Genomic DNA, 17,706 nt, shown 5'->3' with positions numbered 1-17,706 from the left:
GAACCCGGTCCGCAGGACTCCCCTCCGTAGATAAGCCAACGTCCGATAATGCGCGCCTGCGTCCCAAACGCAGGCCTTTCTCCGGCATAGTCTGCGGCAGTCCGGCGCGGCCGGACGCAGTATCGACGCAGCATGCCTTCACAATCGCGGTTTCCCCCTCCTTTGCGCGTGATCGCGGCCTTCGACTTCGACGGCACGCTGACGCAACGTGACACCTTCGTTCCTTTTCTGGCTCATCTTTCATGGGCCAGGCTGCTTGGCGCGTTCGTGCTGGCCGCGCCGGCGTTGGCCGGGTTTGCGGTGCGCATGCGCAGCAACGAATATGCCAAGGCGGCGCTTTGCAGAGCGGCGCTGAAAGGCCATTCCCGCACCGAACTGGCTCGCATCGCGCGTGCCTGGGTGCCCGCCATTCCCTTGCGCCGCGCGCTGGTCGAGCGGCTGCGCTGGCACCAGCAGCGCGGCGACCATTGCGTCCTGGTGAGCGCATCGCCGGACGTCTATCTGCAAGAGGCCTCGCGGCATCTGGGCTTCGACGACCTGATCTGTACCCGGATGGCGACCGACGGGCAAGGAAGGCTGACCGGCGACTTCGACGGGCCGAACTGCTGGGGACCCGAAAAGATGCGCCGGCTGACCGAGCGCTTCGGCCCGCGGCAGCAGTATGAACTCTATGCCTATGGCGACAGCCGCGGCGACCAATGGATGATCGACGCCGCCCAGCATGCGTGGTATCGCGGCCAGGCGGTCAAGCCATGAGCGCCGTCATTTCGCTGCTGCGCCCACAGCAGTGGCTGAAGAATGGTTTCGTGCTGATCGGGCTGATCTTCAGCCACGGCTGGGCGGACCCGGACCTGGTATTCGGCGTGGCCGTGGGGTTCCTGTCGTTCTGCCTGGCATCCAGCGCGGTCTACGTGCTGAACGACTACCACGACCGGGCCGCCGACGCGGCCCATCCCAAGAAGCGCCATCGCGCCATCGCCAGCGGCCGGGTCGGCCTGCGGGAGGCGCGCGTGCTGATCGCGGTTCTGTTCTGCGGCGCCCTGGGGCTTCCATTGGCCTGTGGACAATGGCCGGTGGCGCTGGTGGTGGCGGGCTATCTGGTCCTGAACATCGCCTATACGCTGCGCCTGAAGCACAAGGTGCTGGTCGATGTGTTCTGCATCGCCGCCGGCTTCATGCTGCGGCTGGCTTGCGGCACCTATGCGGTAGGCATCACGCCGTCCCGCTGGATGCTGTTGTGCAGCTTCATGCTGACCCTGTTCCTGGGCTTCGCCAAGCGGCGCGCCGAGATCGTCGCCATGCCCGCCGGCGGGCTCGCCATGCAGGGCAGCACGCGCATCGTGCTGCGCCACTACAGCGCGCCGCTGCTGGACAACCTGGTGGCCATCACCGCCAGCGCAAGCCTGCTCACCTACGGTCTGTACACCGTGGACGCCGAGACCGCGGCGCTCCATGGCACCGAACATCTCGTCCTTACCCTGCCCATCGTGACCTTCGGCGTTTTCCGCTACCTGCACCTGCTGTACAAGGGCGAGTCCGGCGAGGAGCCGGGCCGCGATCTGCTGGCCGACAACCAGATACGCGTGGCGGTGCTGGCCTGGGTGGCGGTGGTGGTCTTGCTGGTGGGAACGTGACGATGGCCTATCTGTGGCTGATTCTCAGCGGGGCCTGCAGCGTGGCCGCCAGCGTGGCGCTCAAGTCGGCGGGAGCGGGCCCGTCGACGGCATTGCCGGCGCCGCTCCTGACGCAAGCGCTGCCGTATCTGATGGCGGTCGGCGCCTACGGGCTGGGTTTTGGCTTCTACGCGCTGGCGCTGCGGCAACTGGACCTGACCCTGGCCTATCCGCTGATGGTCGCCTTCGCCATCGCGGGCGTCTTCGGCTATGGGCTGCTGTCCGGCGCCGAGTCCATTTCCGCCATGCGCATGGCGGGAGCCGCCTTTATCGCAGTCGGCGTTTTCCTGATATCGAAATAGGCCCATGAGCATCCCATGAGACGATTCTTCGATAACCCGGCCTACCGCTGGTTCCTGTTGTCCTGTGCCTATGTCGTCATTGCGGCCGCCGTCATCCATGGCTTCTACGCAAAATGGCGGCTCAACGACGGCCATCCGGCATTGGGCCTGTCGCAGATGGTGGAAGGGACGGCCTATCGTCCCTACGTGTACCGGCAGTTCGTGCCCGCGCTGGCCAACGGCATCCAGGGCATGCTGCCGCAGGCGGCCGTGGCGCGCATCTCCGAACGCCTGGCGGAACCTCGCAGGCTGAACAGCCGCTCGGGGCTGGCGATGCGCTACCCGGAATCGGAAGCGCTGATGCCGGACTTCACCCTGCGCTATCACCTCGTCTATTACCTGACGTTCTTCGCGCTGCTGGCGGCGCTGTTCGTCATGCGGCGCGTGTGCCTGGAAGCGGGCGCGGACGCGGCGGCCGCGACGATGGCGCCGGCCGTCACCGCATTGCTGCTGCCGTTCTTCCTGACCGAGGGCGGATACTTCTACGATTTCTTCGAATTGCTCTTCATGATGGGCGCCGTGCTGCTGGCGCTGGGAGCGTCGCGCGGCACGCCGCTGCGCCTGCTCGCCTTGCTGGCGCTGGCAGGCATGGCGGCCTGGAACAAGGAGGCCTTCTTCTTTTTCACGCCTGCCCTGTATCCGCTCTTGCGCCGCAATCTGCCGCGCGCGCAGGCCGCCGCGATGGTGGCGGCCCTGCTGTTCGTATGCGGCTGCGTGTATCTGGCGCTGCGCATGCGGTACGCGGGGAATCCGGGTTCGACCGTGGACTATCAGTTGTGGGACAACCTGCGTTTCTACGCCGACCCGGGAAACTGGCTGCGCACGGAGAGCACCTATGGCGTGCTGCTGCCGCGCGGTTTTGGCGTCATCAGCCTGCTGGCGTTCGCGGGCATTGCCGTCAGCGGCTGGGCGAGCCTGCCGCAGGCCATGCGCCGGCATGCGCTGATGGCCCTGTCCATAAACCTGCCGCTGTTCCTGCTGTTCTGCTCGCCTGGCGAAATGCGCAACCTGAGCATGCTTTATCCCGCGCTGATGTGCCTGATGGCGCTTTCGCTGACCCGCTGGATGAAGCGTGAAACCGACCGCCCCCCACACACCATGGCACACGCCCGATGATGCGTTTCTTCAATTCCGCGATCTACCGCCGCTTCCTGCTAGCCTTGTTCTACGTGATCGTGGCCGCCGCCGCGTTCAATGGCTTTTACGCGAAATGGCGGCTCAACGATGGCCATGCTCCGCATTCACTCGCGTCGATGGTGGACGGCACGGCATATCGGCCCTATGTCTATCGGCAGCTCGTGCCCGCGGTCGCCAACGGCATCCAGGCGCTGCTGCCGGCAAGCGCCGTGGAGCGGATATCCGAACGTCTGTCGGAGCCGCGCCGGGTGAACAGCCGGTCGGGCCTGGCCATGCGCTATCCGGAGTCCGAGGCGATGCTGCGTTCCGTCACGCTGCGTTATCACATCGTCTACTACCTGACCTTCCTGGCCCTGCTTGCGTCGATGTTCGCGATGCGCGCGCTTTGCCTGCGGATGGGCGCCAGTGCGCCGGCGGCCACCGTCGCGCCCCTGGCCGTCGCGCTGCTGCTGCCATTCTTCCTGACCGAAGGCGGCTTCTTCTACGACTTCTTCGAAGTCCTGTTCATGACGTGCGCAATACTGCTGGCCTGGCGCGTTGCTCCCGAATCCCCGGCGCGCGCCGCGGCGCGCCTGGGCCTGCTGGCGCTGGTTTCCGCGGCCGCGACGTGGAATAAGGAAGCGTTCTTTTTCTTCGTGGCGACGCTGTATCCCTTGCTCAGGCTCAGCCTGCCGCGGCTGCGGGCCGCGGGCGTCGTGGGCCTGTTGATGTTCGTCTGCGGCTGCGTCTATCTTGCGCTGAGGATCCGCTACGCGGGCAATCCCGGCGGCACGGTCAGCTTTCAGCCCGGCGCGAACCTGTTCTATTTCCTCGATCCGGGGAATTGGTTCCGCACCGAAGGCACCTACGGCGTGGCGCTGCCCAAAGGCTTGAGCGCCGTGATGCTGCTGATGATCGCCGGCGCGGCGGCAATCGGCTGGGGGCGCTTGCCGGCCGCATTCCGCCAGCATGTCTGGGTGGCGCTTGCCATCAATGTGCCGCTGTTCCTGTTGTTCGCCGCGGCGGGAGAAGCGCGCAACCTCAGCATGCTCTATCCCTCGCTGCTGGGCCTGCTGGCGATGGCCATGATGGTCTGGATGAATGCCGCCGCACCGTCTCCAGAGGGCGGCGAGAGCGCCTGAGCGGGCCTTCCTTGTCATGCCGGTACCGGGTTTACCCGGTACTTTTGCGTCTTCGAAATTTGTATGATGACCCGATAACTCAAGCGACGAGACCCGTCATCATGCTGGCCCTCAAACCGTCTTTCCCGCCTGTCCGCCCCTGCCGCCCCGGGGGCGCCCCATGACTGACGAATCCCGCATCCGCGAAGAAATCTGCATCGTCGGCGCCAGCCTGTACAGCCGCGGCTACACCGTCGGCGCGGCCGGCAACATCAGCGCCCGGCTGGACGACGGCTGGCTGATCACTCCCACCGACGCCTGCCTGGGCCGCCTGGATCCCGCCGAATTGGCCAAGGTCGATCTGGCCGGCAACTGGGTGTCGGGCGCCAAGCCGTCCAAGACCCTGGTGCTGCACCAGGGCATCTATCGGGCCAGTCCCGAGTCGCGCGGCGTGGTCCATACGCATTCCACCCATCTGGTGGCGCTGACGCTGGCCGGCGTGTGGCGGCCCGACGAAGTGCTGCCTCCCATCACCCCGTATCAGGTCATGAAGGTGGGGCGGATCCCGCTGATCGGCTATCGCCGCCCCGGCGACGGGCAGGCCGCTGCCGAGGTGGCCGCCGTGGCCGCGCAGGTGCGTGGCGCGCTCTTCGAGCGGCTGGGGCCGGTGGTGTGGGAGCGCTCCGTGTCGCATGCCTCGTACGCCCTGGAAGAACTGGAGGAAACCGCGCGGCTGTGGCTGATGAGCGATCCCCGTCCGGAACCGCTGAGCGCCGAGGCCATTGAAGAACTGCGCGCCACCTTCGGTGCGCGCTACTGATCCGCCGCAACACGCCCGACAAGCCGCGCGCCTGTGCAAAGGCGTTCCGGCGGCGGGTGCCGTTTGTCCACAAGGAACCGCAATGCCGCGCCTGGCCGCCAACTTGACCATGATGTACACCGAACATCCCTTCCTGGACCGCTTCGAGGCGGCCGCGAAGGATGGATTCTCCGGCGTGGAATTCCTGTTTCCGTACGAATTCCCGGCCGCCGACCTTCAGTCGCGGCTGGCGGAAACCGGCATGGCGCAGGCCCTGTTCAACGCGCCGCCGGGGGATTGGGCCGCCGGCGAGCGCGGCATCGCCTCGTTGCCGGGCCGCGAAAGCGAGTTCGAACGCGGGATGGACCAGGCCCTGGAATACGCCGCCGCGCTCGGCAACCGCAGGCTCCACGTGATGGCGGGACTGATCCGGCCCGGCCAGGACCGCGCGGCGCACCGCGACACGTATCTGCGCAACCTGGCGCGGGCGGCGCGCGCGGCGGCCTCGGCCGGCGTCACCGTGGTGATCGAACCCATCAACACGCGCGACATCCCCGGTTTCTTCCTGAATCGCCAGGACGACGCCCAGGCCATCTGCGCCGAGGTGGGCGCGGACAACCTGAAAGTGCAGTTCGACATCTATCACTGCCAGATCGTGGAGGGCGATATCGCGGTGAAGCTGCAACGCGACATGGCCGGCATCGGCCACATCCAGATCGCCGGCGTGCCCGACCGGCACGAGCCGGACCTGGGCGAACTGAACTATCCCTACCTGTTCGAGCGCATCGACGCGCTGGGCTATGCGGGCTGGATCGGCTGCGAATACCGGCCCAGGGCCGGCACGTCCGCGGGCCTGGGCTGGGCCCGCCCCTATCTTGCCAACCACTGAGCATCCCATCATGAAGATCCTGATCACGGGCGGCGCCGGATTCCTGGGCCGGCGGCTGGCCCGAAAGCTGCTGGAACTGGGTTCCCTGGCGCTGGATGGCGGCGCGCCGCAAGCCATTACGCGGATCGACCTGCTGGACGTCGTCCATGCCGACGGCCTGACGGACCCGCGCGTGCGTACGCTGGTGGGCGACATCGCCGACCCGGCCGTGCTGCAACAGGCCATCGGCGCCGACACCCGCGCGATCTTCCACCTGGCCGCCATCGTCAGCGGGCAGGCCGAAGCGGATTTCGACCTGGGCATGCGCATCAACCTGGACGCGTCGCGGGCGCTGCTGGAGACCTGCCGCAAGCTGGGCCACAAGCCGCGCGTGATCTTCACCAGTTCGGTGGCGGTGTACGGCGGCGCATTGCCCGAGACGGTGCGCGACGACACCGCGCTCAATCCCCAGTCGTCCTACGGCACGCAGAAGGCGATCGCCGAACTGCTGCTGGCGGACTACACGCGGCGCGGCTTCGTCGACGGCCGCGCGCTGCGCCTGCCCACCATCAGCGTGCGGCCCGGCCGTCCGAACGCGGCGGCTTCGTCTTTCGCCAGCGGCATCATCCGCGAGCCGCTGAACGGCGAAGCCGCAGTGTGCCCCGTCGGCGCCGGCACGCGCCTGTGGCTGCTGTCGCCGCGCGCCGCCATTCAAGCCTTGATCGCCGGCTGCGAACTGCCGGCGGAAGCCGTGGCCGACCGCGTGCCGATCAATCTGCCGGGGGTGTCCGTCACGGTGGCCGAGATGGCGCAGGCGCTGCGCGAGGTGGCGGGCGACGAGGCCGCCGACCGCATTACCTGGCAGGCGGACGAACGGGTCGAGCGCATCGTCGGCAGTTGGCCGGGCCGCTGGGACACCGCGCGGGCCGCCAGGCTGGGCCTGAAGGGAGACCGGGACTTCGCCGAGATCATCCGGGCCTACATGGCCGACGACCTGCCCCGCTGAGCGCGCGGCATCCTGCCCCATGGATTTTCGGGACGATGACACTATGAGCAATCCGCAAACCTCCCCGCGCCGCGTCGGCGTGATCGGCCTGGGCGCCATGGGCGCCGGCATCGCGCAAAGCCTGCGCCGGGCGGGCCACGAGGTGCACGCCTACGACATCAGGCCCGGCGCCGCCGCGGCCTTCGCGGCCGAGGGCGGGGCGGCCTGCGCTTCGCTGGCCGACATGGCGGCCGCCTGCGGCATCGTCATCAGCGTGGTCGTCAACGCCCAGCAGACCGAGGCGGTGCTGTACGGCGAGGGCGGCATCGCCGCCGCCATGCGTCCGGGTTCCGTGTTCGTGATGTGCTCCACCGTGGATCCCAATTGGTCCATCGCACAGGAAGCGCGGCTCCAGGAGCAGGGCATTCTGTACCTGGACGCGCCGATCTCCGGCGGCGCCGCGCGCGCCGCCTCCGGCGAGATGACCATGATGACCGCCGGCCGCCCGGCCGCGTACGAGGCCTGCGACGGAGTGCTGGAATCGATGGCCGGCAAGGTGTACCGCCTGGGCGACCGGGCGGGGGCGGGCAGCAAGGTCAAGATCATCAACCAGTTGCTGGCGGGCGTGCACATCGCGGCGGCGGCCGAGGCCATGGCGCTGGGCCTGCGCGAAGGCGTGGACGCCGACGCCCTGTACGAAGTGATCACCCACAGCGCGGGCAATAGCTGGATGTTCGAGAACCGCATGCCCCATGTGCTGGCGGGCGACTACACGCCGCTGTCGGCGGTGGATATTTTCGTGAAGGACCTGGGGCTGGTGCTGGATACCGCCCGGCACGCCAGATTCCCCTTGCCCCTGGCGTCGACCGCGCACCAGATGTTCATGCAGGCGTCCGCGGCCGGACACGGCCGTGAAGATGACAGCGCCGTGATCAAGATCTTTCCGGGGATTTCCCTGCCGGAGCCGAAATGAGCATCAAACTGGGCTGCATCGCCGACGATTTCACGGGCGCGACCGACCTGGCCAACAATCTGGTGCGCGCCGGCATGCGCGCGGTGCAGACTATCGGGGTGCCCGGGACGCCGCCGCGCGGCGGCGCGGACGCCGTGGTCGTGGCGCTGAAGACCCGCACTCTGCCCGCCGGGCAGGCCGTGGCGCAGTCGCTGGCGGCGCTGGAGTGGTTGCGGGCGCAGGGCGCCGAGCAGATCTACTTCAAGTATTGCTCCACCTTCGACAGCACGCCGCAAGGCAACATCGGCCCCGTCACCGACGCGCTCATGGCGCGGCTGGGAACGGACTTCACCATCGCCACCCCGGCGTTTCCGGACAATAAGCGCACGGTGTTCAAGGGCTATCTGTTCGCGGGCGACGTGCTGCTGAACGAATCCGGCATGCAACATCATCCGCTGACGCCGATGACCGACCCGAACCTGGTCCGGGTGCTGTCCGCGCAGACCTCGCGCAAGGTGGGCCTGATCGACTACGGCGTCGTCGCGCGCGGCAGCGACGCGATCCGCGCGCGCATGCGGGAGCTGGCGTCGGAGGGCGTGGAGATCGCCATCGTGGATGCGGTGTCGAACGAGGATCTGCTGGCCCTGGGGCCGGCCTTGCGGGGCATGCCGCTGGTGACGGCGGGCTCGGGCGTGGCCATCGGCCTGCCCGCGAATTGGGAGCTATCGTCCGCCGGCGCCGCCTCGCCGGCGCGTGTGCCCGGCTTGCAGGCCGTGGTGGCGGGCAGTTGCTCCGCGGCCACCAACGGGCAGGTGGCGGCCTTCATCGAAAGCGGGCGGCCGGCCCTGGCGCTGGATCCGCTGCGCCTGGCGGCGGGCGACGACGTCGCGGGCCAGGCCCTGGCCTGGGCCGAACCGCGCCTGCGGGACGGGCCGGTGCTGATCTATTCCACCGCGCAGCCCGACCGGGTGAAGCAGGCCCAGGGCGCGCTGGGCGCCGAGCGCGCCGGATCCCTGGTCGAAGCCGCCATCGCGCGCATCTCGGTCGGGCTGGTCGAACGCGGCGTGCGTCAGTTGATCGTGGCGGGCGGCGAGACCTCGGGCGCCGTCGTGCAGGCGCTGGGAGTGGAGCAGATCGCCATCGGCGAGCAGATCGACCCGGGCGTGCCCTGGTGCGCGGGCTACGCGCCGGCGGCGCGCGGCGACATCAGCATCGCACTGAAGTCGGGAAACTTCGGAACACGGGATTTCTTCATCAAGGCGTTCGGCGCCGCCTAGCGATGCGCCTGCTTCAAGCGCTTGGCCGCGTTCACCATGTGGATGCGGGCCGCTACGCGAGCACCGTCCACGTCCTTCTTGCGGATGGCCTCGACGATGGCGATGTGCTCTTGCAGCACGTCGCGCATCAGGTTCGCGTGGCGCGCCTCGTTGCCGCGCGTCACGCGCGTGGCGGCTTCCAGGAACTGGCTGACGAAGGTCAGCGTCGTCATGAAATAGGGGTTGCCGGTGGCGCGCGCGATGCTGCGGTGGAAGGCGACGTCTTCCTTCACGCCGTCGCCGCCGTTCTCGACCGCCTGTGAAATGGCGGCCAGCGCCGCGTCGATATCGGCCATGTCCTGCTTCTTGCGCACCGCGGCCGCCTGCGCGGCGATCTCGGTTTCCAGCGCGCGGCGCAGGTCCACGATGTGCAGCACGGCGTCCAGCGACGACAGCTCGGCCGCGTCGATGCGCAGGGCGCGGTTGCCGTCGGGCGCGGTGACATAGACGCCGCTGCCCTGCCGGGCCTCGACCACGCCGTCCTGGCGCAGCCGGGAGACGGCTTCGCGGATGACGGTGCGGCTGACGCCGAACTGTTCCGCCAGCGCGCTTTCGGTCGGCAGCTTGGCGCCGGGCGGCACGCGGCCTTCGTCGATTTCGGCGCGCAGGCGCTTGGCGACCGTATCGGTCCGCGTGGGCGGGGCGGGGAGTCGGGGAAACGCCATGGATGGGAAGGGCCGGATGCAGCCGTGGGCGGAGCCAGCGTCGATGATAACCGGTAGGCCCGCGCCGCGGCTGGGCGAATGCGCCGCGCTTCAGGGCTGCCGGGGCAGGCCGCCGTGGTTTTCCAGATATTGCAGAAAGCGCTGGTCGGCCGGGCCCAGGCCGGCCTGTTCATGGCGGGCCAGGTATACCGGCAGGACGATCGGAGGCAGCGGCAATTCCGTCATGCCGGCGTCCTGCGCGGCATAGCGCCGGGGCAGCGCGCCGATGCCCGCGCCGGCGCGCACCAGCGCGGCGAGCGATTCGCAGTCCGGCGCCTCGGCCACCGTGGGGCCTTCCAGGCCGGCGCGGATGCGGTGCACGGACAGCGCGGCCAGCGGCGACCCCGCCTGTTCGTCCTCGAAGCCGATCACCGGCGCGGCGGCGGGATTGGCCGGGGGCAGGGCGGCGCCGGCGTAATGGCCCATTTCCTGGTCGAACAGCTTGCGCTGCACGAGCACCGGCCGCGCATCCCTGGCCGACACCACGCCCAGCGTGGCGTTCTTCTGGGCCAACTGGCTGAGGATGTCGCCGCAGGTGCCGCGCTTGACGCGGAACCGGACCAGCGGATAGTCCTGGCGGTAGCCGGCGATCAGCGCGGGCAGTTCCGGCCAGTGGATGTGGCCGCTGATGTGCAGCGTGACGATGCCCTGGACGACGCCGTGCGCGGCATCCAGCGCCTTCGGCAGCGCGGTGACGATGCCGTAGATGTCGGCGCAATGGCGGTACAGCACTTCGCCCGCGGCGGTGGGCTGGAAGGCGGCGGCGCCGCCGCGCTCGATCAGCCGCCGCTCCAGGCGTTCCTCCAGGCGGCGCAGGGCGGCGCTGACGGAAGGCTGGGTCACCGACAGGCGGTGCGCCGCCAGCGTGATGCTGCGCTCCTGCACGATCACCATGAAGGTGCGCAACAGGTTCCAGTCGAGCTGGTTGGCGAATTTGTCCAGGAGAGCAGTCATGCCGGGCGACTCGTATCAGCGTGCATTTTTACCATCTTGCGCCCTGCCCGCGCAGCGTTCTTCAGGCCGGCGCGTACAAATGGCAGCGCGCGTCGTGCGCCGCGCCCGTGGAATAGAGGCCCGGCTGCGCGGCGTCGCAGCGGCCCGCGATGGCCCGGCCGCAGCGCGACGCGAACGCGCAGCCCCGGGGCAGGTCGATGGGCGAAGGGATATCGCCCTGCAGCGTGATCCGCCGCGCCGGCTGGCGCCCTTCGGGAACCGGGATGGCGTCGATCAGCGCTTCCGCGTAGGGATGGCGGGGCGCGACGAACACCTCTTCGGTGGGGCCCTGTTCGACGATGCGGCCCAGGTACATGACGGCCACGCGCGGGCACAGGGCCCGTATCACGGCCAGGTTGTGCGAAATGAAGAGGTAGGACAGGTTGAAGCGCGATTGCAGTTCCTTCAGGAAGGTCAGGATCTGCGCCTGCACGGATACGTCGAGCGCGGACGTGGGCTCGTCCAGCACCAGCAGCCTGGGCTTGAGCGCGATGGCGCGCGCAATGCAGACGCGCTGCTTCTGTCCGCCGGACAGTTCGTGCGGATAGCGGCTCAGGAATTGCGCGGGCAGGCCGACCATTTCCATGAGTTCCGCCGCCTGCGCGCGCAGGCGGGCGCCGCGCAGGTCGGTATGCAGGATCAGCGGTTCGGACACGCTGCGCAGAATGGTCATGCGCGGGTTGAGCGCGGAATGCGGATCCTGGAAGATGAACTGCACCGAACGGCGCAGCGCGCGCAGGTCCCGGGGGCTGAGCCGGGTGACGTCGCGGCCGTCGAAATGGACGCTGCCGCGCGTGGGGTCCAGCGCCCGCGCGCACAGGCGGCCCAGGGTGGACTTGCCGCAGCCGGACTCGCCCACCAGCCCCAGCGCCTGGCCGGGTTCGATGCCCAGGCTCACGTCGCTGACCGCATGCAGGATGCGGCCGTCGTTCATGCGGAATTCTCGGGAAACGGAGCGCAGTTCAAGCAGCATGGGGGTCGGGCTCGTGGACATGGCGCTGGGCCAGCAGCAGGCAGGCGGCGTCATGGCGGGGGGCAAGGGACACCGTGGCCGGCCGCTGCTGGCTACAGGCGGGCACGGCCGAGGGACAGCGCGCCTGGAAGCGGCAGCCGGCGGGCGGGTGCAACAGGTTGGGCACGGTGCCGGGAATGCCGGCCAGCATCTGCGCCGGCTTGCGGGGATGCGGCACGGATGCCAGCAGCCCGCGCGTATACGGATGCCGGGGGTCGTCGAACAGGCTTTCGACGGGAGCGGTTTCCACCACGGTGCCGGCGTACATCACGGCGACGCGGTCGCACACCCGCGAGATGACGCCGAGATCGTGCGAGATCAACAGGATGGCCAGCCCCAGGTCGCGTCGCAGCTCGTCCAGCAGGTCCAGGATCTGGGCCTGGATGGTGACGTCCAGCGCGGTGGTGGGTTCGTCGGCGATCAGCAGGGATGGCGAACCCGACAGCGCCATGGCGATCAGCACACGCTGGCGCTGTCCGCCGGACAACTGGTGCGGATAGCGGGTTAGCTGGATATCGGGATTGGGCAGGTGCACGCGCGCCAGCATGTCGGCGGCGAGGCGCCGGCGCTGGCTGGCGGAGCGGCGCTGCGCGCGCGGCTTGCCCGCGTCGTGCGCGGCGATCACCGCCGACATCTGGTCCCCGATCGTGAACAGCGGGTTCAGGTAGGTCATCGGATCCTGGAAGATCATCGCGATCTCCACGCCGCGGATCCGGCGCATGGCGGCCTCGTCCAGGCCCAGCAGGCTGCGGCCGCGATAGCGCAGGTCGCCGCCCGCCACGCGCGCGGGCGGACTGGGAACCAGGCCCAGCACACTTTTGGCGGTGACCGATTTGCCGCAGCCGGTCTCGCCCACGATGCCCAGGCTTTCGCCCGCGGCGATGCTGAGCGTGACGCCGTCCAGCGCCTGGTAGCAGCCGTCGAACGTATCGAAGTGCAGGCGGAAATCGTCGAATTCGAGCAGGGGAGCCGTCATTGCATCAGCTCCTTTGCTTGGGATCGAGCACGTCGCGCAGCCCGTCGCCGATCAGGTTGAATCCCAGCACCGTCAGATAGATGGCCAGCCCGGGAAAGGCCGAATACCACCACCACTGCGGCAGGTAGTTGCGGCCCACGGAAATCATGGCGCCCCATTCGGGCGAGGGCGGCTGGGCGCCCAGGCCCAGGAAGCCCAGGCTGGCCGCGCTGAGGATGGCCATGCCCATGTCCATGGACGCCTTGATCACGATGGGCGACACGCAGTTGGGCAGAATGTGCACGAACACGATGCGCAGCGGCCCCGCGCCCATCATGCGGGCGGCGTCGATGTAGACCTCGCCCTTGAGCGACAGCGTCTTGGCCTGCACCAGGCGCACATAGCCCGGCCACCACACCAGCGACAGCGCGATCATGGCGTTCAGGATGCCCGGCCCCAGCGCGCCCACGATGGCGATCGCCAGCACCAGCCCCGGCACCGACAGGAAGATGTCGGTCACGCGCATGATCAGTTCCTGCACCCGGCCGCCGAAATAGCCCGCGATGACGCCCAGGGGCACGCCGATCAGCGCGGCGATGCAGGTGATGGTCAGGCCGATCTGCAAGGAGGTGCGCGCGCCCAGGATCACGCGCGACAGGATGTCGTTGCCCATCTCGTCGGTGCCGAACCAATGGGCGGAGCTGGGCGGCAGCAGTTTCTGCGCCAGCTTGACGGAGCCGGCGGCATCCTCCGGATAGGGCGCCAGCCAGGGCGCGAACAGCGCCACCAGCAGGAAGGCGGCGACGATGGCCAGGCCCAGCATCGCGGACTTGTTCCGCGCGAAAGTGGCGGCATACAGCCGCAGTTGCCGCGCGAGCCCGTGGCGGGCGGGCGGCGGGGAAGACGAAAGGGCGGTGGTGGACATGAGGCTCAGCCCTGGTGGCGGACGCGAGGATCCAGCGCGCCGTAGACGATGTCGATGACGAAGTTGATCAGCATGAAGCTTGCGCCCAGGACCAGCGTGACGCCCATGATGGGCTGGAAGTCGGAATTCATCGTGGCCTGCACCGCATACAGCCCGATGCCCGGCCAGTCGAACACCGACTCGATCAGCACCGTGCCGCCCAGCATCCAACCGAAGCGCAGGCCGATCATGGCCAGGGTGGGCAGCATGGCGTTGCGCAAGGCGTACTTGGCGATCACGCGCCACGGCGCGACGCCATGCGCGCGAGCGGCCACGATGTAGTCCTGGCGCAGCACTTCCAGCATCTCGGCGCGGTTCACGCGGATGATGGACGCCAGCGCCGGGAACGCCAGCGCCAAGGCGGGCAGGATCATGTAGCCCAGGGCCGAGGCGAAGGTCTCGTAGTCGCCGTGCAGCAGGCTGTCTATCGTGTAGAAGCCCGTGATCGTGTCCGGCGGAATGGCCAGCATGTCCAGCCTTCCTCCCAGCGGAAGCCATTCCAGGTGCTGCGCGAACAGATACTTCAACAGCAGTCCCAGCGAAAACATCGGGAAGGCCACGCCGGAGGTGGACAGCAGGCGGATGAGGTGGTCCGGCCAGCGGTTCTGCGTGGCGGCGGCCACCGTGCCCAGGGCCACGCCGCCCACGATGGACAGCAGGATGGAGAAGCACACCAGTTCCAGCGTGGCCGGGAAGTAGCGCAGCAGGTCCTGGAACACCGGGCGCGTGGTGGTGATGGAGCGCCCCAGGTCCCCGTGGACCACGCCGCCCAGGTACGTGAAGAACTGCGCCAGGACGGGCCGGTCCATGCCGTACTCGGCGCGGATGGTCTCCACCATCGCCTCGGTGGCGTTGGGGCCGGCCGCCAGGCGGGCGGGGTCGCCCGGCGCGACGTGCGAGATCGTGAACGTGATGGCCAGCAGGCCGGCCAGCATCGCCAGCATGAAGGCCGAGCGTTTCAGGATGAAGCGCAGCATGGGGGCTAGCGGCCGATGTACAGCGGGTACAGGTCGAACTCGCTGGCCATGCGGATGGGCGAGTCCAGCAGGCCCTGGACATAGTCGCGCGAGGCCGTGGTGCGGTCGCGGATCATGCCGAATATCTCGGGCTGGTCGGCCACGATGCGGCGCTGGATGTCTTCATACAGCGGCTGGCGATCGGACCAGGCGGACAGAGTGCGCGCGCGTTCGATCAGCGAGAAGAGCTCGGGGTCGTCGAGAAAGTGCGTGGCGTAGTACTGCCCCCAGGATCCCTTGTGGTACATGTAGGCCACGGAGTCGGGGTCGATCGACATCACCGAGGTGAACGACGCGAAAATGTCGGGCGAGGTCTCCACCTTGGCGCCGCGCGCCACCATGTTCGGCCAGGTCAGCGGCACCATGCGGACCGTGATGTTCAGCGGCTTCAGGTTGTCGATCAGCAGCAGGCCCATCTGGCGTTCTTCTTCCAGCCCCTGCACGTACACGTATTCCAGTTCGATGCCGCCCTGCGGCCACTTCGACTTGGCCAGGTAGCCGCGCGCGCGGTCCATGTCGCGGCGCGGCATGTCCGGCACCGCGATGTGGCCTTGCACCGACGGCGAGAACGGGCTGTCCATCAGGCGCGCCTTGCCGTTGTAGATCTTCAGCAGCGATTCATAGTCGAACGCATAGGCCAGCGCGCGGCGCAGGTTCAGGTCCGACATGTACTTGCCCTGGGTATTGAACTTCAGGCCGAATCCGCCCATGCCGGGCTTGCGGCCGATCTTCACGCCCTTGACGGCCGCGAGCTGGTCGATGTCTTCGGGCGACAGGCTGCCGGCGATGTCGATCTCGCCGCGGGCCAGCGCCGCGCGGCGGCTGGAGTTCTCGGTGATGACGCGGTAGATGATGCCGCCCAGCCGCGCCTTTTCGGGCTGGGGCCAGCCCTTCCAGTAGTCGTTCCAGGTTTCCAGTTCGTACAGGGAATTGGGTTCCACGCGCTTGACGCGGAACGGGCCCGACCCGGCGGTGTGCTCGGTCAGCCATTGCTGGCCGTAGTCGCCGTTCTGCTCGTGCGCCATCGCTTCCTTCACGTTGACGATGTACCACCACGGCATCAGCCCGAGGAACGCGGCGTAGGGGCGCGTCAGCTTGAAACGGATGGTCTGCGGATCGTCGACCAGGATGTTCTCGGCCTTCAGGAAGTCGGCGTACATCCAGGCGGGGCCCTTGTTCAGCTTGAGCGTGCGCTCGAACGAGGCCTTCACGGCGGCGGCGTCCACCGGATCGCCGTTCTGGAAGCGGGCGCGCGGATCCAGCTTGAAGGTCCATTCGGTGGCGTCCGGATTCGCCGACCACGACGTGGCGAGCCAGGGCTTGAGTTCGGGCGGATCGCCCTCGTATTTCAGCAGCGCGTCATAGGTCGCCTGCTGGATGGTGCGTATGGACAAGTCGTACTTCTGCGCCGGATCCATGACGGACACCGCCTGCTGTCCGCCGATCACGAGGATGCGCTTGCCGTTCGAGGTCTCGAACGCATGCGAGGCCGCTGGGGCGCAGGCGATGGCCGTTGCCAGAAGGAAGTTGCTCAGGCGTTGCCGCATTGGTGTTTCCCCTTGTATATCGCTTGCCGGTCGGTGCCGGAGGACGTGGCCTGATATTTGCAGATGCACCAGGCCACGGCAAATAAATACGAAGAATGCGGCACATAGGTTCAACACATGCAGGCGCATGATTTGGGTCTATGCGAGACATGCGCATATTCAATTTGCCCCGCCAGATCGCGGCGAAGTAAGGTTTGTCTCCCATCCCGGCTCACTTCTGACTTCATCGAACCATGCTATCTGTAGCCGCAAGCACGAACACCGGAACGCGCGTCGTATCCGCCGAAGAGATGGAAGCCCTGGCCGTGGGCGCCTGGATCCTGGGCACCGGCGGCGGCGGCGATCCGTACCAGAAACTGTTGAACATGCGCCAGCTCTACAAGAAGGGCTACAGCGTCTCTCTGCTGGATCCCATGTACCTGGACGACGACGACCGCGTCGCGGTGGTTTCGGGCATGGGCGCGCCGCTGGTCGGGCAGGAACGCCTGGCCGACCCGCATTTCGCGGTCAAGCCGGTGCGCATGATGGAGGAATACTGCGGTGCGCGCTTCCGCGCCGTGATGGCCCTGGAGATCGGCGGCGGCAACGGCCTGCAGCCCTTCATGGTGGCGGCGTTGACGGGCCTGCCCGTGGTGGATGCGGACAGCATGGGCCGGGCCTATCCGGAGGCCCAGATGACGAGCTTCGCCGCCAACGACCTGCCCATGTACCCGCTGGCCGTCGCCGACATCCGCGACAACGAGGTCATCGTGACGCGCGCCGCCTCGGCCACCTGGGTCGAGCGCCTGAGCCGCAAGGTCGTGGTCGAAATGGGGTCCACGGCCGCCACCTGCAAGACGCCGCGGCGAGGCAGCGAAGTCAAGGACCACGGCATTCTCTATACCGTCAGCAAGGCGATCCGCCTGGGCGAAGTGGTGCTGCGCGCGCGCCGCCAGCACGACGACGTGATCGGCGCCGTGCTGCAGGAAACGGCGGGCAAGCGCATGTTCACCGGCAAGGTCGTCGACGTCGAGCGCCGCACCACGGCGGGATTCCTGCGCGGCCGCGCCGTGCTCGAAGGCCTGGGCGAGGACCGCGGTTCGCGGTACACGCTGCATTTCCAGAATGAATTCTCGGTGGGCGAGCGCGACGGCGTGCCCGAAGTGATGACGCCCGACCTGATCTGCGTGCTGGATTCGGTCAGCGGCGACGGCATCGGGACCGACGTGCTGCGGTTCGGCCAGCGCGTGAGCGTGCTGGCGCTGCCCGCGCCGTCCGTCTTCACCACGCCGCGCGGACTGGAACTCGTCGGCCCGCGCGCCTTTGGCTTCGATTTCGACTATCGCTCGGTCTTCGCATAGAGCC

Annotated in this window: 18 protein-coding genes; 11 read left to right on the top strand and 7 right to left on the bottom strand. The window is 68.2% G+C overall.

The genetic code is table 11. From position 1 onward, the window contains the following. Positions 1 to 132: 132 nt before the first annotated feature. The 10 genes from WHX56_RS02365 (at position 133) to otnK (ending at position 9,132) form a co-directional block, all read left to right on the top strand. A complete protein-coding gene (locus tag WHX56_RS02365) occupies positions 133 to 756 on the top strand; it encodes an HAD family hydrolase (RefSeq protein WP_338880203.1) in 624 nt (207 codons plus the stop codon). Beyond that, a complete protein-coding gene (locus WHX56_RS02360; RefSeq protein WP_208742430.1) occupies positions 753 to 1,634 on the top strand; it encodes a decaprenyl-phosphate phosphoribosyltransferase in 882 nt (293 codons plus the stop codon). The genes WHX56_RS02365 and WHX56_RS02360 overlap by 4 nt, the downstream gene beginning before the upstream one ends. Next, positions 1,631 to 1,975: a ligand-binding protein SH3 gene (locus WHX56_RS02355; RefSeq protein WP_338880201.1), complete on the top strand. Its 345-nt coding sequence runs from the start codon at positions 1,631 to 1,633 to the stop codon at positions 1,973 to 1,975. Before WHX56_RS02360 ends, WHX56_RS02355 begins: the two co-directional genes overlap by 4 nt. A gap of 15 nt (positions 1,976 to 1,990) precedes the next feature. Next, entirely contained in the window at positions 1,991 to 3,130 is a 1,140-nt protein-coding gene (locus WHX56_RS02350) for a hypothetical protein (RefSeq protein WP_338880200.1), read from the top strand. Beyond that, complete coding sequence (locus WHX56_RS02345) at positions 3,127 to 4,272, top strand: hypothetical protein (RefSeq protein ID WP_338880199.1); 1,146 nt, start codon at positions 3,127 to 3,129, stop codon at positions 4,270 to 4,272. Before WHX56_RS02350 ends, WHX56_RS02345 begins: the two co-directional genes overlap by 4 nt. 160 nt (positions 4,273 to 4,432) lie before the next feature. Beyond that, positions 4,433 to 5,071: an aldolase gene (locus WHX56_RS02340; protein WP_287753621.1), complete on the top strand. Its 639-nt coding sequence runs from the start codon at positions 4,433 to 4,435 to the stop codon at positions 5,069 to 5,071. 82 nt (positions 5,072 to 5,153) lie between these two features. After that, positions 5,154 to 5,939, top strand: a complete 786-nt coding sequence (gene otnI / locus WHX56_RS02335) for a 2-oxo-tetronate isomerase (protein ID WP_338880198.1) — start codon at positions 5,154 to 5,156, stop codon at positions 5,937 to 5,939. Between the two features lie 10 nt (positions 5,940 to 5,949). Then, a complete protein-coding gene (gene denD, locus WHX56_RS02330) occupies positions 5,950 to 6,924 on the top strand; it encodes a D-erythronate dehydrogenase (protein WP_129243994.1) in 975 nt (324 codons plus the stop codon). Between the two features lie 43 nt (positions 6,925 to 6,967). Next, positions 6,968 to 7,876 (top strand): L-threonate dehydrogenase, encoded by a 909-nt coding sequence (gene ltnD, locus WHX56_RS02325; protein ID WP_338880197.1) that lies wholly within the window; start codon positions 6,968 to 6,970, stop codon positions 7,874 to 7,876. After that, positions 7,873 to 9,132, top strand: coding sequence for a 3-oxo-tetronate kinase (gene otnK, locus WHX56_RS02320; protein ID WP_338880196.1), 1,260 nt, complete (start codon positions 7,873 to 7,875; stop codon positions 9,130 to 9,132). The genes ltnD and otnK overlap by 4 nt, the downstream gene beginning before the upstream one ends. On the opposite strand, the gene WHX56_RS02315 is transcribed toward otnK, so the two are convergent. From WHX56_RS02315 to WHX56_RS02285, 7 genes are all read right to left on the bottom strand, one after another. Further along, positions 9,129 to 9,836, bottom strand: coding sequence for a FadR/GntR family transcriptional regulator (locus WHX56_RS02315; RefSeq protein WP_338880195.1), 708 nt, complete (start codon positions 9,834 to 9,836; stop codon positions 9,129 to 9,131). The two genes, otnK and WHX56_RS02315, sit on opposite strands and share 4 nt — an antisense overlap. Positions 9,837 to 9,926: 90 nt before the next feature. Beyond that, positions 9,927 to 10,829 carry a LysR family transcriptional regulator gene (locus WHX56_RS02310; RefSeq protein WP_338880194.1) on the bottom strand — a complete coding sequence of 301 codons (903 nt, stop codon included), beginning with the start codon at positions 10,827 to 10,829 and terminating at the stop codon, positions 9,927 to 9,929. Positions 10,830 to 10,890: 61 nt separating this feature from the next. Then, complete coding sequence (locus WHX56_RS02305) at positions 10,891 to 11,841, bottom strand: ABC transporter ATP-binding protein (RefSeq protein WP_338880193.1); 951 nt, start codon at positions 11,839 to 11,841, stop codon at positions 10,891 to 10,893. After that, complete coding sequence (locus WHX56_RS02300; protein ID WP_338880192.1) at positions 11,831 to 12,856, bottom strand: ABC transporter ATP-binding protein; 1,026 nt, start codon at positions 12,854 to 12,856, stop codon at positions 11,831 to 11,833. The genes WHX56_RS02305 and WHX56_RS02300 overlap by 11 nt, the downstream gene beginning before the upstream one ends. 4 nt (positions 12,857 to 12,860) lie before the next feature. Continuing rightward, positions 12,861 to 13,760, bottom strand: coding sequence for a nickel transporter permease (nikC, locus tag WHX56_RS02295; RefSeq protein WP_129243974.1), 900 nt, complete (start codon positions 13,758 to 13,760; stop codon positions 12,861 to 12,863). A 5-nt stretch (positions 13,761 to 13,765) separates the two neighbouring features. Further along, positions 13,766 to 14,776, bottom strand: a complete 1,011-nt coding sequence (locus WHX56_RS02290) for an ABC transporter permease (protein ID WP_287755891.1) — start codon at positions 14,774 to 14,776, stop codon at positions 13,766 to 13,768. Between the two features lie 5 nt (positions 14,777 to 14,781). Beyond that, a complete protein-coding gene (locus WHX56_RS02285) occupies positions 14,782 to 16,362 on the bottom strand; it encodes an ABC transporter substrate-binding protein (protein ID WP_338880191.1) in 1,581 nt (526 codons plus the stop codon). 233 nt (positions 16,363 to 16,595) lie between these two features. Between WHX56_RS02285 and WHX56_RS02280 the strand changes: the two genes are divergently transcribed. Further along, entirely contained in the window at positions 16,596 to 17,702 is a 1,107-nt protein-coding gene (locus WHX56_RS02280; RefSeq protein WP_129243965.1) for a DUF917 domain-containing protein, read from the top strand. Positions 17,703 to 17,706 lie beyond the last annotated feature (4 nt).

The organism is Achromobacter veterisilvae (assembly GCF_037619525.1).
GTDB lineage: Bacteria > Pseudomonadota > Gammaproteobacteria > Burkholderiales > Burkholderiaceae_B > Achromobacter > Achromobacter veterisilvae.
Note: the sequence above shows the minus strand (reverse complement) of the source record. Positions and strands in the feature narration are given on the sequence as shown.

What these genes read in the sequence shown, in the direction of transcription:
- WHX56_RS02365 (WP_338880203.1), top strand. Translation starts at nt 133, where the DNA reads ATGCCTTCACAATCGCGGTTTCCCCCTCCTTTGCGCGTGATCGCGGCC.
- WHX56_RS02360 (WP_208742430.1), top strand. Translation starts at nt 753, where the DNA reads ATGAGCGCCGTCATTTCGCTGCTGCGCCCACAGCAGTGGCTGAAGAAT.
- WHX56_RS02350 (WP_338880200.1), top strand. Translation starts at nt 1,991, where the DNA reads ATGAGACGATTCTTCGATAACCCGGCCTACCGCTGGTTCCTGTTGTCC.
- WHX56_RS02345 (WP_338880199.1), top strand. Translation starts at nt 3,127, where the DNA reads ATGATGCGTTTCTTCAATTCCGCGATCTACCGCCGCTTCCTGCTAGCC.
- WHX56_RS02340 (WP_287753621.1), top strand. Translation starts at nt 4,433, where the DNA reads ATGACTGACGAATCCCGCATCCGCGAAGAAATCTGCATCGTCGGCGCC.
- otnI (WP_338880198.1), top strand. Translation starts at nt 5,154, where the DNA reads ATGCCGCGCCTGGCCGCCAACTTGACCATGATGTACACCGAACATCCC.
- denD (WP_129243994.1), top strand. Translation starts at nt 5,950, where the DNA reads ATGAAGATCCTGATCACGGGCGGCGCCGGATTCCTGGGCCGGCGGCTG.
- ltnD (WP_338880197.1), top strand. Translation starts at nt 6,968, where the DNA reads ATGAGCAATCCGCAAACCTCCCCGCGCCGCGTCGGCGTGATCGGCCTG.
- otnK (WP_338880196.1), top strand. Translation starts at nt 7,873, where the DNA reads ATGAGCATCAAACTGGGCTGCATCGCCGACGATTTCACGGGCGCGACC.
- WHX56_RS02315 (WP_338880195.1), bottom strand. Translation starts at nt 9,836, where the DNA reads ATGGCGTTTCCCCGACTCCCCGCCCCGCCCACGCGGACCGATACGGTC.
- WHX56_RS02310 (WP_338880194.1), bottom strand. Translation starts at nt 10,829, where the DNA reads ATGACTGCTCTCCTGGACAAATTCGCCAACCAGCTCGACTGGAACCTG.
- WHX56_RS02305 (WP_338880193.1), bottom strand. Translation starts at nt 11,841, where the DNA reads ATGCTGCTTGAACTGCGCTCCGTTTCCCGAGAATTCCGCATGAACGAC.
- WHX56_RS02300 (WP_338880192.1), bottom strand. Translation starts at nt 12,856, where the DNA reads ATGACGGCTCCCCTGCTCGAATTCGACGATTTCCGCCTGCACTTCGAT.
- nikC (WP_129243974.1), bottom strand. Translation starts at nt 13,760, where the DNA reads ATGTCCACCACCGCCCTTTCGTCTTCCCCGCCGCCCGCCCGCCACGGG.
- WHX56_RS02290 (WP_287755891.1), bottom strand. Translation starts at nt 14,776, where the DNA reads ATGCTGCGCTTCATCCTGAAACGCTCGGCCTTCATGCTGGCGATGCTG.
- WHX56_RS02285 (WP_338880191.1), bottom strand. Translation starts at nt 16,362, where the DNA reads ATGCGGCAACGCCTGAGCAACTTCCTTCTGGCAACGGCCATCGCCTGC.
- WHX56_RS02280 (WP_129243965.1), top strand. Translation starts at nt 16,596, where the DNA reads ATGCTATCTGTAGCCGCAAGCACGAACACCGGAACGCGCGTCGTATCC.